The sequence below is a fragment of the Providencia manganoxydans genome (assembly GCF_016618195.1).
GTDB lineage: Bacteria > Pseudomonadota > Gammaproteobacteria > Enterobacterales > Enterobacteriaceae > Providencia > Providencia manganoxydans.
Window position 1 is genome coordinate 478,991 of record NZ_CP067099.1, and the last position, 15,220, is coordinate 494,210.

10 protein-coding genes are annotated in these 15,220 nt (G+C 43.0%); 2 read left to right on the forward strand and 8 right to left on the reverse strand.

Annotation, left to right across the window (positions count from 1 at the left end; genetic code table 11):
• Nucleotides 1-50: 50 nt before the first annotated feature.
• Together rpoC and JI723_RS02105 are read left to right on the forward strand one after the other, a co-directional pair.
• Nucleotides 51-4,271: a DNA-directed RNA polymerase subunit beta' gene (gene rpoC, locus JI723_RS02100; protein WP_140182942.1), complete on the forward strand. Its 4,221-nt coding sequence runs from the start codon at nt 51-53 to the stop codon at nt 4,269-4,271.
• A 995-nt stretch (nt 4,272-5,266) separates the two neighbouring features.
• Nucleotides 5,267-6,169: a VWA domain-containing protein gene (locus JI723_RS02105; protein WP_272581328.1), complete on the forward strand. Its 903-nt coding sequence runs from the start codon at nt 5,267-5,269 to the stop codon at nt 6,167-6,169.
• A gap of 63 nt (nt 6,170-6,232) precedes the next feature.
• Here JI723_RS02105 and dcuC read toward each other — a convergent pair whose 3' ends face one another.
• From dcuC to thiC, 8 genes are all read right to left on the reverse strand, one after another.
• On the reverse strand, nt 6,233-7,606 hold the full coding sequence (dcuC, locus tag JI723_RS02110; protein ID WP_070928493.1) for a C4-dicarboxylate transporter DcuC: 1,374 nt from the start codon (nt 7,604-7,606) through the stop codon (nt 6,233-6,235).
• Nucleotides 7,603-8,856 carry a peptidase T gene (gene pepT / locus JI723_RS02115; protein WP_272581327.1) on the reverse strand — a complete coding sequence of 418 codons (1,254 nt, stop codon included), beginning with the start codon at nt 8,854-8,856 and terminating at the stop codon, nt 7,603-7,605. Before pepT ends, dcuC begins: the two co-directional genes overlap by 4 nt.
• Before the next feature lie 801 nt (nt 8,857-9,657).
• A complete protein-coding gene (gene thiH / locus JI723_RS02120; protein ID WP_272581326.1) occupies nt 9,658-10,779 on the reverse strand; it encodes a 2-iminoacetate synthase ThiH in 1,122 nt (373 codons plus the stop codon).
• Nucleotides 10,776-11,546 carry a thiazole synthase gene (locus tag JI723_RS02125; protein ID WP_070928501.1) on the reverse strand — a complete coding sequence of 257 codons (771 nt, stop codon included), beginning with the start codon at nt 11,544-11,546 and terminating at the stop codon, nt 10,776-10,778. The genes thiH and JI723_RS02125 overlap by 4 nt, the downstream gene beginning before the upstream one ends.
• 2 nt (nt 11,547-11,548) lie before the next feature.
• Nucleotides 11,549-11,749 carry a sulfur carrier protein ThiS gene (gene thiS, locus JI723_RS02130; RefSeq protein WP_070928502.1) on the reverse strand — a complete coding sequence of 67 codons (201 nt, stop codon included), beginning with the start codon at nt 11,747-11,749 and terminating at the stop codon, nt 11,549-11,551.
• Nucleotides 11,737-12,495: a HesA/MoeB/ThiF family protein gene (locus JI723_RS02135; RefSeq protein WP_140182946.1), complete on the reverse strand. Its 759-nt coding sequence runs from the start codon at nt 12,493-12,495 to the stop codon at nt 11,737-11,739. Before JI723_RS02135 ends, thiS begins: the two co-directional genes overlap by 13 nt.
• A 61-nt stretch (nt 12,496-12,556) precedes the next feature.
• A complete protein-coding gene (gene thiE, locus JI723_RS02140) occupies nt 12,557-13,195 on the reverse strand; it encodes a thiamine phosphate synthase (RefSeq protein ID WP_070928506.1) in 639 nt (212 codons plus the stop codon).
• A complete protein-coding gene (thiC, locus tag JI723_RS02145; RefSeq protein ID WP_140187700.1) occupies nt 13,179-15,128 on the reverse strand; it encodes a phosphomethylpyrimidine synthase ThiC in 1,950 nt (649 codons plus the stop codon). The genes thiE and thiC overlap by 17 nt, the downstream gene beginning before the upstream one ends.
• Between the last annotated feature and the right edge of the window lie 92 nt (nt 15,129-15,220).

Below are 15,220 nucleotides of genomic sequence, written 5' to 3' on the forward strand. Positions count from 1 at the left end.
GCGGCAGGGGCCACTCACCTGACAGGTCTAACTCCGACAGGAGCCATTTTGTGAAAGACTTAATTAAGTTTCTGAAAGCGCAAACCAAGACCGAAGAGTTTGATGCGATCAAAATTGCTCTGGCATCACCTGATATGATCCGTTCATGGTCATTCGGTGAAGTGAAAAAGCCAGAAACCATTAACTACCGTACGTTCAAACCTGAGCGTGACGGCCTTTTCTGTGCGCGTATTTTCGGGCCAGTAAAAGACTACGAATGTCTGTGCGGTAAGTACAAACGTTTAAAACACCGTGGTGTGATTTGTGAGAAGTGTGGCGTTGAAGTCACTCAGACTAAAGTCCGTCGTGAGCGCATGGGTCATATCGAACTTGCTTCTCCGACTGCACATATCTGGTTCTTAAAATCACTGCCATCCCGTATCGGTTTGCTGTTAGATATGCCTTTGCGCGATATCGAACGTGTTCTGTACTTTGAATCATATGTGGTTGTTGAAGGCGGTATGACTAGCCTTGAACGCGCACAGATTCTGACAGAAGAGCAATACTTAGATGCGTTGGAAGAGTTCGGTGATGAATTTGACGCGAAAATGGGTGCGGAAGCAATCCAAGGTCTGCTGAAAAACCTCGATCTTGAAAACGAGTGTGAAACACTGCGTGAAGAGTTAAATGAAACTAACTCTGAAACGAAGCGTAAGAAGCTGACTAAGCGTATTAAATTGCTAGAAGCGTTTATTCAGTCTGGTAACAAACCAGAGTGGATGATCTTAAACGTTCTGCCAGTTTTACCACCTGATCTACGTCCATTAGTTCCACTGGATGGTGGTCGTTTCGCGACATCAGATCTGAACGATCTGTATCGCCGCGTAATTAACCGTAATAACCGTCTGAAGCGTCTTCTGGATCTGGCTGCGCCAGACATCATCGTACGTAACGAAAAACGTATGTTGCAAGAAGCGGTTGATGCACTGTTAGATAATGGTCGTCGTGGTCGTGCGATTACAGGTTCTAACAAACGCCCTCTGAAATCTTTGGCTGATATGATCAAAGGTAAACAAGGTCGTTTCCGTCAGAACTTGCTTGGTAAGCGTGTTGACTACTCTGGTCGTTCGGTTATCACAGTAGGTCCATACCTGCGTCTGCACCAATGTGGTCTGCCGAAGAAAATGGCTCTTGAACTGTTCAAACCATTTATCTATGGCAAGCTAGAACTACGTGGTCTGGCAACAACCATCAAAGCAGCGAAAAAAATGGTTGAGCGCGAAGAAGCGGTTGTTTGGGATATCTTGGATGAAGTTATCCGTGAGCACCCAGTTATGCTGAACCGTGCACCAACACTTCACCGTCTGGGTATCCAAGCGTTCGAGCCAATTTTGATCGAAGGTAAAGCTATCCAATTGCACCCATTGGTTTGTGCGGCATATAACGCCGACTTCGATGGTGACCAAATGGCGGTACACGTTCCTCTAACTCTGGAAGCTCAGTTAGAAGCACGTGCGTTGATGATGTCAACCAACAACATTCTGTCACCAGCAAGTGGTGAGCCTATCATCGTTCCTTCACAGGACGTTGTATTGGGTCTTTACTACATGACTCGTGACTGTGTAAACGCGAAAGGCGAAGGCATGGTTTTGGCCGGCCCTAAAGAAGCTGAGCGTGTTTACCGTTCAGGTCATGCATCACTGCATGCCCGTGTTAAAGTCCGTATCACTGAAGAAGTGAAAGACGGTGAAGGTAACATTACGATTAACACTAGTTTAGTTGATACTACTGTTGGTCGTGCAATTTTATGGATGATCGTACCAAAAGGTCTACCTTATTCGCTGGTTAACCAAGCGTTAGGTAAGAAAGCGATCTCTAAAATGCTGAACACTTGTTACCGTGTACTGGGTCTGAAACCGACTGTTATTTTTGCTGACCAAATCATGTATACCGGTTTTGCCTACGCGGCACGTTCTGGTGCATCGGTTGGTATCGACGATATGGTTATTCCTGAGAAAAAAGCAGGGATCATCGCAGAAGCCGAAGCAGAAGTTGCAGAAATTCAGGAGCAGTTCCAGTCTGGTCTGGTAACAGCTGGTGAACGTTATAACAAAGTTATTGATATCTGGGCAGCGGCAAACGAACGTGTTGCTAAAGCGATGATGGAAAACCTGTCTACTGAAACGGTGATTAACCGTGACGGTGAAGAAGAGCAACAGGTTTCTTTCAACAGTATCTTTATGATGGCCGACTCCGGTGCTCGTGGTTCTGCTGCGCAGATCCGTCAGCTAGCGGGTATGCGTGGTCTGATGGCTAAGCCAGATGGCTCAATCATCGAAACACCAATCACGGCAAACTTCCGTGAAGGTCTGAACGTTCTTCAGTACTTTATTTCTACGCATGGTGCTCGTAAAGGTCTTGCGGATACCGCATTGAAAACAGCGAACTCCGGTTACTTGACTCGTCGTTTAGTTGACGTTGCACAAGACTTGGTAGTGACTGAAGATGACTGTGGTACTCACGAAGGTATCCTGATGACTCCGGTTATCGAGGGTGGCGACGTTAAAGAACCACTGCGTGAGCGTGTATTGGGTCGTGTAACAGCAGAAGATATCCTGATCCCAGGTACTGCTGACATCCTAGTTCCACGTAATACACTGCTACACGAAAAATGGTGTGACCTGTTAGAAGAGAACTCTGTTGACAGCGTTAAAGTCCGTTCAGTCGTTAGCTGTGAAACTGACTTCGGTGTATGTGCTCACTGTTATGGTCGTGACCTTGCTCGTGGTCATATCATCAACAAAGGTGAAGCTATCGGGGTTATCGCAGCACAGTCAATCGGTGAGCCGGGTACACAGTTGACGATGCGTACGTTCCACATCGGTGGTGCGGCATCTCGAGCGGCGGCTGAATCTAGCATTCAAGTTCGTAACTCAGGTACACTGAAGCTGTTCAATGCGAAGTACGTAACTAATTCAGAAGGCAAACTAGTTATTACTTCACGTAATACTGAATTGCGTCTGATCGATGAGTTCGGTCGTACGAAAGAAAGCTATAAAGTACCTTACGGTGCGCATCTAACTAAAGGTGATGGTGCGGCAGTTGCAGGCGGTGAAACCGTTGCTAACTGGGATCCACATACAATGCCAGTTGTCAGTGAAGTATCCGGTATTATCCGTTTCTCTGACATGATTGATGGTCAAACAATGACCCGTCAGACTGATGAATTAACCGGTCTGTCATCAATTGTTGTATTGGATACTGCTGAGCGTACAAGTGGTGGTAAAGACTTGCGTCCTGCATTACGTGTTGTTGATGCAAATGGTAACGATGTTCTTATTCCTAACACTGATATGCCAACCCAATACTTCTTACCGGGTAAAGCAATTGTTCAGTTAGATGATGGCATCGCGATCAACGCGGGTGATACTTTAGCACGTATTCCACAAGAATCTGTGGGTACTAAAGATATCACGGGTGGTCTGCCACGCGTAGCTGACTTGTTTGAAGCACGTCGTCCGAAAGAGCCAGCAATTCTGGCTGAGATCAGCGGTATTATCTCGTTCGGTAAAGAAACCAAAGGCAAACGTCGTTTGGTTATTACCCCACTAGATGGTAGCGATCCGTACGAAGAGATGATCCCTAAATGGCGTCAGCTCAACGTGTTTGAAGGTGAGATCGTTGAACGTGGTGATGTAGTTTCTGATGGTCCAGAATCTCCACATGATATTCTGCGTCTGCGTGGTGTACATGCAGTAACACGTTATATCACTAACGAGGTTCAGGAAGTTTACCGTTTACAAGGCGTTAAGATTAACGATAAGCACATTGAAGTTATCGTCCGTCAGATGCTACGTAAAGTCACTATCGCGGATGCAGGAAGCTCTGAATTCCTCGAAGGTGAGCAGGTAGAATATTCACGTGTTAAAGTATCGAATCGTAAACTGGAATCTGAAGGTAAGATTTCTGCTAAATTCGATCGCGACCTGTTGGGTATTACGAAGGCATCTCTGGCAACAGAATCCTTTATCTCAGCAGCATCGTTCCAAGAAACAACACGCGTACTGACAGAAGCTGCGGTTGCAGGTAAACGTGATGAACTTCGCGGTCTGAAAGAAAACGTTATTGTTGGTCGTCTGATCCCAGCGGGTACTGGTTTTGCGTATCACCAAGATCGTATTCGTCGTCGTCATCTGAATGATGTTGTGGAAGCTCCACAAGTTAGCGCAGATGAAGCAACGGCTAACTTAGCTGAACTGTTAAATGCAGGTTTCAGCAGCGATAATAATTAAGACTCGTTAGTCTGATTAGAGCGCAATAATAGAACCGGTGCAATAAAATGCACCGGTTTTTTTATGTTTAAAACTTATTTTCAATAATCATCCTAACCGATGGTAGTAAATATCATTAGATAACCCATTAATAATCTCTCGGTAGTGGTAATCTTAATTTATGCAGGTGAATTTTATACTGAGTTATTTATTTTAGCTTTTTATTTTTCTGTTATATATATGGAAAGTGGCCTTATAAATTAAGGAATAAATATTAAAATTAAAAGAATGACTATTTGAATAACATAACGCATAATCTCACACTGGAATATTAATATTCAGTGTTATCATTAAAATTTGCCATCATGCTAGTAGTTATTCATTTTTTGAAACTTTAATAAGTGTTAAATTAGGAAAATACGCTATAAAGAGGAATGACTCTCATTGTGTTTTAAAAATTAAGTTTTATTCGTATATTTAAAAACGGTTGTAATAATATTTTAGTCCGACTATTAAATTTTAGTGGGAATAAATCTTTTTTCTGCATAACCTATTAATAATAAAGATTTTATTGTCTATTTTGAGGGCTGCCATAAGAAACTAGATAAATTGTCAAAGGCAGAGCCTGAGAAATGATTAACATTAATAGGATGTACGGCTCAAACGGGTTATTTTGTTTCTTTGGATTTATTTTAGTGGTAAATCTATGAATTTAAAAATTATATATATAAAAACATTGCCGATAATAATTCTGTTTTTATATTTCACAATTAAATTAACAATATTTTGTTAAATTTTGAAAACGCATTCTATTAATTGTGGAGTGATTGTTTGCGAGAATAAATTAATAATGCTCATCCTCAACTAGCAATTGAGGGATTATGTAACTTCATTCAGAAATACATCATCATAATATTTTAATTCAATATATTTGAAACTATAAAATTCAAAGGAGCATCGTTATGAATAAAAATATAGATAGTAGTGACAATAAGGTTAATTCTTTTATTTCTGATATGCCTTCTGCTGCCGCTGCTTATTTATCAACTACGATGAAGGGAAGTCAAACAGCTCAATTAGTGACTGGAAATGGTGCAATCGCATTAGATTTAGTCGTTGTTATTGATACGAGCGGCTCAATGTCTGATGAGGCAAGCGACCTTAGTAAGCAAATTGATGCCGCAATTGAAAAAGCATCAGCAAATTGCCCATCTCGTTTACGTGCGACATTTTTAGGTATTGAAGGGACATGGGCTGGTACAAAGTTTGATCAATCAGCAAGTGAGTATCTGATCAAGTTGGGGGTTAATGAACGTGATCTACAGGCTAGGCTGCCGTTTAGAGAATCAGATGGACGAGATCATGCTGGAAATAAAGAAGATCTTTGCCGAGCTGTTATTGATATTAGCAAACACTTTGATTGGCGTGATGATGCACGTAGAGCAATTTTTGTTTTAGGTGATGAGGGAATGGAGGGAGGTGGTGGAATTTTGACTCGCGCTGCGATAGCGAAAAACAATGAGGCAATATCTGTGGCTCAAGAAGCAGGGGTTAAGGTTTATACTTATCAAGGGACGCCAGATGATAGCCCAACAAACCTTGATCGTTTTCCCACCCTTGCGGATAGAGACAATGTGACAAGGGAATATGAACGTTTGGCAAAAGAAACCGATGGGCGTGCATATATTTACACGACAGGTATCGCCAATTTTGTGTTAGTACTGGAAGAAGTACTGTGTGATAGCCTGACACCACCAGTTTTACCGCATAAAGACTCTGTAGATTGCAATTCTGTGTGTGAACAACTGCCAAATATCATTGCAGCTGTGAATAAAATGTCGGACATAATCAATCGTACAATTGATTCTTGTTGCGGAAAAGAGAGTCGTAATTATCTAGATCAGTACGGTAAACGTTAAATTCAAATAAATAGAAAAAGGGGGAAGTATTTCCCCCTCTGATATTTTTCAATAGAACTATGATCAGTAAAATAGACCGATAATTGCGCAGTGGATCACGAATCCAACCATGAGTGGTACAGCGGTTCGCTTGACGACATCAAATGGTTGCAGTTTAGCCCCACTTGATACGGCAATAATGACCCCTGCAACGGGTGACATACCACGGCCCATATGGGAAGCCTGTTGCATTGGTAAGATCATTGCAATTGGATTTGCTCCCATGCTATGTGCGATCTGTGGGATCAATTCCACAAAGGCCAAGAAAGGTGCATTACCTGATCCCATGATGATTGCCGCAGCTAAGGTGACTAATGCAAATACCAGCGCCATTGCAAATGGTGGTAAGCCAACAGATTCAGCCATCAAAATCAATTGGTCAATCGCACCACTGACTTTGATACCATGTGCAAACACCCCAGCAGCAACAAGTAAGCCAACTACGTTACTAAAGGCATGACCCATACCATTTAAAAAGTGTTGGAAGCCATTACACACTGATTTGAAGTCGCGAAGACGTAGTGTTTCGAGCAGCATACAAATTGCCATCGCAATCAGTACAATAGTCACCACATCAAGATGGATCCCTTCAAAAAACAGGTTTGAAGAGCCAACGGCCATGATGATCGGTAGCATAGGTAAGATAGCGTAATACCCTGGAATGCTTTTTTTACTATCTTCTTTTTCATGAGATAGTACTGCTTTACCGATTTCAGGAATGAAGCCAGCCTTGCGGTCACAGTGGCGTTGCCAGAAAATATGCGTGATACCGACAGCTAAAACAGTTGCAAGCGCTGCGGGACCTTGATAATACAGCACATATTCAACGACAGACATATCAACGGCTTTTGCACCACGGATCGCATCAATCGCTGTTGGCGTATAGGCCACACCTAATGACGTTGCAATCACCCCCGCAGCAGATGCAGGCGATAAGCCAAGCCCAATCATGATTGGAAACATGGTTCCCATCAATAGTACGGCTAAGCCTGTTGCTGACGGAATGGCCAGTTGTAGGATACTTGCAAGCAGAAAGGAGAAAAATAGCAGTACATATGGAGAACGCATATTTTTCAGCGGCTTAGTTGCCACTCGCACAACGGCCTCATTAGCACCGATGTGATCCATATAATGGGCAAAACCCATTAGTGCCATGATCATTAATCCAAGATCTGCTGCGCGGCTACTAAACAGATCACGCATAACTTCAAATGGATCAAGCCATGTTAGGCCTGTGGATGCTACATTCTTGGGGAGAACAGGCCCCCAGCCGAGCGCTAAAGTAAAGATCATCAATACTAAACCCGCAATAAATAACACAGGTTCAGCTTTGTAACCTTTAAGGATAAAGCGCGCGACCAAAACAACGATAATGAGAACCGTTAGAATTGGGATCATGCTTTAGCTCCTGGTTTGAAGCGTTCAGCGGTGATCTGGACTACCTGTTTTAGTACATCACTGGCAGCATAGAGTGATTTAACGGGTAAATATTCATAGATTGAGTGGAAGTTATGTGCACCAGTAAAGATATTTGGGCACGGTAAACCATTTTGTGACAGAGCTGCACCGTCATAGCCGCCACGCATTGGGATCACTTTAGGTGTAATACCACAGGCTTGATAAGCATCAACCGCAATATCAATAGGGTAACGGTTTTCACCCTGTAAACTGTTATAAACGTTTGAATAGCGATCGGCGAGCGTACAAGTTACGCTTTCTTTACCCCATAAATCTTCACAGTGATTTGCCAATTTTTTCAAAAATGCCATGCGGGCACGGTAGCCTTCTTCTGTGAAATCACGCACATCCATTTTTAAGACCGTCCGTGCGCTATTACCAGACATCTGTTTGACCCAGTAATAACCTTCGCGACCTTCAGTATATTCAGGTGCTTCTCCCCCAGGTAACATGGCTATAAACTTTTGTGCCATCAATAATGAATTGATTAATTTACCTTTTGCTGACATGGGATGAGCAGATTTACCTGTAAAAACGATTTCAACATCACCTGCGTTCCAGTTTTCATACACTAATTCGCCAATACCACAACAATCGAGGGTATAAGCAAAGTCAGCACCAAACTCTTGTACGTCAAAGGCTTTTGCACCACGTAAGCCTTGTTCTTCATCAGGAACAAAGCCAATTTTGATGGTACCGTGTTTAATGTCTGGGTTTTGTTTGAAATATTGCAGCATGTCCATGATAGAGGCGATGGCCGCTTTATCATCAGCACCGAGTAGACTCGTTCCATCGGTCACAATAATATCGTCACCTAAGTAATCAGCTAACTCGGGAAACTCACTTTTACGTAGATAAATATTGAGTTCTTGGTTTAAGCATAGATCTTCCCCTGTGTAAGGTAAGATTTGCGCTTTTGTATCGTTAGTTTGTTCTGCACTGGTGTCTAAATGGCCAAAGAAAGCGACTGTTGGTACATCGTAGTCAAGATTAGAAGGGAGGGTTGCAGTCACAATGGCGGTGTCGCGTAATTTAATGTCTTCGACCCCCAGAGCTTCTAATTCTTGCTCTAATTTCTTTGCTAAAACGCGCTGGCCTTCTGAAGATGGCATGATACCTGCCGCGCCGTTTTCCCTATTGGTGGTGGTATTAATTTGGGTATAAGAAATAAACCGATCAACAATATTCATTATTTTCATTCTCCAACATCATAATGATGAATGTATTATTTTATGATTGCGGCGATAAAAAGAGGCTTCCATTTTTATCGCAATCTTTCTTTTATCATGAATAATGATGAGACAAATAATAGGCTAATTAATTTTTTTCAAAATGCTACCGAGTATTGAAAAATGATAATTAATAGAGGACATTTTTCATGCGATGAATTAAGATATCCGGCCTTCTGTTTACCTGATTTTTCAATTAATATATTGCTATTGAAACAAATCCTCTTATGATTTGACTTAATTCTGGCACTAAGTTAGTGAATCATTCTAATTATTTTTATATTTATTAATATAATAATGATTTGTTGTAATATATTGATTTATTGTGGTAATGCTGGGTGTTTATAATGAATTTAATAACGAATGCCTATTTTTTGTTGACGTGTTTTTGAATTGTTCGCGATGTGTATTTTGCTTTTTCTATTATTTTATAAAATCTAAATAAATAAGTTAAAAATAATCAGTGTAAATTTGACTTAAATGATAAAGAAAGGTTAATAATAAGCTATATATTGTTGTATTTCAAATTACCGTTTTTTTTATTACCGTAGTGTGGCTATGTTAATTCATACAAATGGTATTACTCTCTCTCGTGCTAGCTGCATATTCTAAATTATTTGGCGTATAAACGGTTTAATAGTGACTCGAAGAGTCAGCTTCGTCCTTGAAGCTGGCTAATGTAGTGCTCATATTTGGTTTTCAGCATTTTTCATTTACTTATCGCCAAATGACCACTCAACATGTCGATAAGGTAAAGATAGGCTAACGACCTAAGTAACCATCCCAATCTTTCCAAACGGGTTGTAGCCCCGCGCGGATCAGTGATTGAGCGACTTGAGCGGCACTACGGTTATCGTGTGGAGAAAACTGTTCTAGCTCTGCGTGGTCATCTGCATAGCCTCCCGGCTGGGTTTTTGATCCTGCACTGACGTTATTGATAGCCAAGGGAACAACGTGATCACGAAAGTAGGGTGATTCACGTGTTGAGAGCGATAGTTCTACATCCGGAGCTAGCAAACGAAATGCACAGATCAGTTGTACTAATTCAGTTTCGCTCATGAGTGAGGCGGGCTCTATACCACCAGCGCAGGGACGTAATCGAGGAAACGAAATCGAGTAACGGGTTTGCCAATAACGTTTTTGTAGATAAATAAGGTGTTCTGCCACCATATAGCAGTCAGTACGCCAATTGTTTGATAATCCAATTAAAGCACCGAGGCCAATTTTATCGATACCGGCTTGGCCTAGGCGATCTGCGGTTTCTAATCGCCAGTGAAAGTCCTGTTTTTTACCTTTAAGATGATGCAATTGATAGGCGGGTTCATGGTAAGTTTCTTGGTAAACCATGACGCCATCTAACCCTAATGTTTTCAGTTCTGCGTATTCCTCTGTGCTAAGTGGTTGTACTTCCATCATTAATGAACTGAAATAGCGGCGTATCGTAGGTAAGTGCTCGCGAAAATAATCCATGCCTACTTTTGTTTGATGCTCTCCAGTGACCAATAACAAGCTATCAAAACCAATTTTGCGGATGGTTTCGCATTCATTGATGATTTCCGTTTTATCGAGAGTCTTACGTTTGATACGGTTACTCATTGAAAAACCGCAGTAAGTACAATCATTAGCACATAGGTTGGATAGGTATAATGGCACATAGAAACCCACTGTATTGCCAAAGCGTTGGCGAGTTAATCGCTGAGCTTTTTGAGCCATAGGTTCAATAAATGGGCGCGCTGCTGGTGATAACAGTGCCATAAAATCGTCTAATATAAGTGTGTCGCGAGCAAGTGCATTTTGAACATCTTGAGTGGTCTTCGCATTGATGCGTAATGTCAGATCATCCCAATCAAGCTGCTGCCAGCGTTGACGGAAACTGTTGTTCATTGTAATGCCCCCAAAAACTCAGTTAATGGGCTAGAGGCTTCGGCATGCTGTTTTGTGGCTGCTAGCCCTGCAAGTCGCGCAAACTCAGCGGCTTCTAGGGCTAATTTGAATGCTTGAGCCATGAGAACAGGATTTTTAGCCACCGCGATGGCAGTATTAACCAGTACAGCATCTGCCCCCATTTCAATCGCTTCGAGAGCATGGCTTGGTGCACCAATACCGGCATCAACGACGACAGGAACCGTTGCTTGTTCAATAATGATTTGCAACATTTCTTTGGTTGCCAGCCCTTTGTTAGTACCAATCGGCGCTCCAAGAGGCATGACCGCCGCACAACCGACTTCCTCTAGGCGACGGCAAAGAACAGGGTCGGCACTGCAATAAGGCAGAACGACGAATCCTTCTTTGACCAGCTGTTCCGCTGCAATCAGTGTTTCGACTGGATCTGGTAGCAAATATTTCACATCAGGATGGATCTCCAGTTTTACCCAATGAGTTCCCAGCGCTTCACGTGCTAATCTCGCAGCAAAAATGGCTTCTTGGGCATTTTTAGCGCCAGATGTATTTGGTAGTAACTTTACGCCGATTTCTTGCAATGGCTGCAAAATGCCATCATTGCTGCCACGTAAATCGATACGTTTCATGGCCATCGTGACCAATTGACTACCTGATGCTGAAATAGCATCTTGCATCAGAGTCGAGTTGGCAAATTTACCTGTACCTGTAAAAAGGCGTGATTGAAAAGTGACATCTGCAATTGTTAACATGTTTAGCCCCCTGCAATAGCTTGGAACAGTAAAATATTGTCTTGGTCATTCACGGTATGCGAATCCCATTGATGACGCGGAATGATGACTTGATTGATGGCTAATGCTGTACCCGCAGTAGTTTGCTGTAGAGCCGCTAACAACTGAGTCACTGTTAAGGGAGCGCTAAACTCCATCGGTTGGTCATTAATTATAAGGCGCATGTTTCTTCTCGACAGACTGGACATTCAACTGAAGGTGTCAGCTGCAATGTATTCCATTGTTGGTTTTTACCATCAAATAATCGCAACTTACCGCTGAGTGATGAAGGTAACCCAATCAGTAATTTGATTGCTTCTAGTGCCTGTAATGTACCAATCACACCAACGACAGGACCAAGTACACCCGCAGTACGGCAATTCCGCTGTGGCTCTTCTTGATCTGGATATAAACAGGCATAACAACCGTGATTGAATGGTGGCTCAAGTACCATTAATTGACCGCCAAAACCCACCGCGCTACCACTGACTAATGTCGTATTGGTAAGGACACACGCTGCATTGACCGCATGCCGAGTGGCCATGTTATCGCAGCAATCAAGCACTAAATCGACTTGCTCAACTAAAGGCAGTAACGTTTTCGCATCTAATTTCTGCTGTAGCACATGTGTTTTGACTAAAGGGTTTAAGTTTTTAAGCCGCTCAGAAGCGAGTTTTGCTTTTGATTGTGGAATGTCATCGGTGCTATACAGGATCTGCCGTTGCAGATTAGAAATATGCAACTCATCGTGATCTGCGAGCCATAATTCACCGACACCTGCCGCCGTTAAATAAAGTGAAGCAGGGGCACCTAAACCGCCGAGGCCAACAATTAATACTTTGCTTGCTTTGAGCTTAGCTTGCCCTTCAGGACCAACATCTTCGAGTAATAATTGACGGCTATAACGCATAAATTCTTGATCATTTAACATGATATGCTCCTTGAATTAACCGATCGGCTTGAGGCACAAACGATCGGTTTGATTCAGGTAATCAATGATTTTCGACGAGTTGCAACAAGCTTTTGGTTGCCGCTAACCAGTCATCAGCTTTTGTGATCGCACTAACCAACGCAACACTACCTACCCCAGTTGCGAGTACCGCTGGTACTTTATCGATAGAGATCCCACCGATAGCCACAGTGGGATAATCAGGCGTTGCCTCAACCATCGATTTTAGGGTTTCCAGTCCTTGAGGGGATGATGGCATCACCTTCGTTTCAGTAGGAAAAATATGCCCCATTGCGATATAAGAAGGGCGCACTGATTTAGCGATGGCAAGTTCGTGTTCATCATGAGTTGAAACACCTAAACGCAATCCCGCTTGGTGTATCGCCACAAGATCGGTTGTTTCAAGATCTTCTTGTCCGAGATGAACACCATAAGCACCAAGTTCAACAGCCAATTGCCAATAATCATTGATAAAGAGGCGTGCGTTGTGTTGTTTTCCTAGTGCAATGGCTTGTTGGATAGCATCACGTACTTCATCATTTTGTTTATCTTTAATACGCAATTGAATTGTAGTAACACCTGCATTTAGCAGGCGTTCAATCCATTCCACAGAGTCCACAACAGGGTACAAACCGAGATACCGTTCTGTTGGTGGAAAAGGGGTATTAGGCAATTTTTTCATCGGTCACAACCTCTGCACTGTGGTACAACTCGCTACCATGAGAGCGAAATGCTTCAGACATTTGCTCCATACCCGCTTCTTTTTTCGCGGCATAATCACGAACTTCTTGTGAGATTTTCATCGAGCAGAATTTAGGTCCACACATGGAACAAAAATGCGCCACCTTACCAGAAGCTTGCGGGAGGGTTTCATCATGATAAGCACGTGCCGTGTCAGGATCTAAGGCAAGATTGAATTGGTCTTCCCAACGGAACTCAAAACGTGCTTTAGACATGGCATTATCACGAATTTGTGCGCCGGGATGCCCCTTGGCGAGATCAGCGGCATGAGCGGCGATTTTGTAAGTGATCAGCCCTTGTTTAACATCTTCTTTATTCGGTAAGCCTAAATGCTCTTTGGGTGTGACATAACACAGCATTGCACAGCCAAACCAACCGATCATTGCAGCACCAATCCCTGAAGTGAAATGGTCATAACCAGGTGCAATATCAGTCGTCAGTGGGCCTAGTGTGTAGAACGGGGCTTCATGACAATGTTCAAGCTCTTCGGTCATATTACGACGGATCATCTGCATTGGCACATGTCCCGGGCCTTCAATCATCACTTGAACATCATATTCCCAAGCAATTTTCGTCAATTCACCTAATGTATGTAATTCTGCAAATTGCGCTTCATCATTGGCATCTTGAATGGAGCCGGGGCGCAATCCATCGCCCAATGACAAAGAAACATCATAGGCGGCGCAGATTTCACAAATTTCGCGGAAGTTTTCATATAAAAAGTTTTCTTGATGATGAGATAGGCACCATTTCGCCATAATCGACCCACCACGCGAGACGATACCGGTGAGACGTTTCGCAGTCATTGGCACATAACGAAGTAGGACACCTGCATGAATGGTGAAGTAATCGACACCTTGCTCGGCTTGCTCAAGTAGCGTATCGCGGAACATCTCCCAAGTGAGGTTTTCAGCAACGCCATTGACTTTTTCTAACGCTTGATAGATAGGAACGGTACCGATTGGTACAGGGCTGTTGCGTAAAATCCATTCACGAGTCTCATGGATATAACGGCCAGTGGACAGATCCATTACAGTGTCGGCACCCCAGCGAGTCGACCAAATCAGTTTTTCGACTTCTTCTTCAATAGAAGAGGTTACTGAGGAGTTTCCAATATTGGCGTTAACTTTGACTAAAAAGTTACGGCCGATAATCATCGGTTCTGATTCAGGATGATTAATATTGGCTGGAATGATAGCGCGACCCGCAGCAACTTCTTGGCGAACAAATTCAGGCGTAATATTTTCAGGTAGATTGGCTCCAAAGCTTTGGCCTGGGTGCTGCTGAAGTAATACTTCACCACGGATACGCTCGCGACCCATGTTTTCACGAATAGCAATAAACTCCATTTCTGGCGTGATAATGCCTTTGCGTGCATAGTGAAGTTGAGTCACACAGTGACCAGCGAGTGCTTTTAAAGGCTGTGGGCGATGATTAAAACGTAAATGGTCGAGTCCTGCGTCGGCTAAACGTTGCTGTGTGAAGTCAGAGCTTAGGCTGTCGACTTGGGTGGTATCATTTCTTTCGCGTATCCAACCTTCACGAATTTTTGTTAACCCTTTATGAACATTTAGGTCTGAAGCGGGATCGCCGTAAGGGCCTGAAGTATCATAAACAGGAACTGGCTCATTGTCTTCCAGTATAGGGTTATCTTTATCACCGCCAATCAGGGTTGGAGAGAGCTGTATCTCACGCATAGGAACCTGAATATCATCTCTTGAGCCAGTAAGGTAGATACGTTGTGAATTTGGAAATGAAACACCAGAAATGGTGTTGATGAAGTCTTCAGCAGCATCGCGTTGTTGTTTACGGGTGCGAGCAGGTGCTGCTTTCGGCGAAAGATCAGTTGTAGGGATAACATTATTTTGGGACATAGCAATTTCCTGACATTGTCACGAGCAAACATATTGCTCTGGTTTATCGTAAGAAAGTTGCTTGTCTGGAGTCGGATGGAGTAATGGTAAGA

Excerpts from the sequence above, each read along its gene's own strand:
- JI723_RS02105 (WP_272581328.1), top strand. The coding sequence starts at position 5,267 with ATGCCTTCTGCTGCCGCTGCTTATTTATCAACTACGATGAAGGGAAGT.
- dcuC (WP_070928493.1), bottom strand. The coding sequence starts at position 7,606 with ATGATCCCAATTCTAACGGTTCTCATTATCGTTGTTTTGGTCGCGCGC.
- pepT (WP_272581327.1), bottom strand. The coding sequence starts at position 8,856 with ATGAATATTGTTGATCGGTTTATTTCTTATACCCAAATTAATACCACC.
- thiH (WP_272581326.1), bottom strand. The coding sequence starts at position 10,779 with ATGAACAACAGTTTCCGTCAACGCTGGCAGCAGCTTGATTGGGATGAT.
- JI723_RS02125 (WP_070928501.1), bottom strand. The coding sequence starts at position 11,546 with ATGTTAACAATTGCAGATGTCACTTTTCAATCACGCCTTTTTACAGGT.
- thiS (WP_070928502.1), bottom strand. The coding sequence starts at position 11,749 with ATGCGCCTTATAATTAATGACCAACCGATGGAGTTTAGCGCTCCCTTA.
- JI723_RS02135 (WP_140182946.1), bottom strand. The coding sequence starts at position 12,495 with ATGTTAAATGATCAAGAATTTATGCGTTATAGCCGTCAATTATTACTC.
- thiE (WP_070928506.1), bottom strand. The coding sequence starts at position 13,195 with ATGAAAAAATTGCCTAATACCCCTTTTCCACCAACAGAACGGTATCTC.
- thiC (WP_140187700.1), bottom strand. The coding sequence starts at position 15,128 with ATGTCCCAAAATAATGTTATCCCTACAACTGATCTTTCGCCGAAAGCA.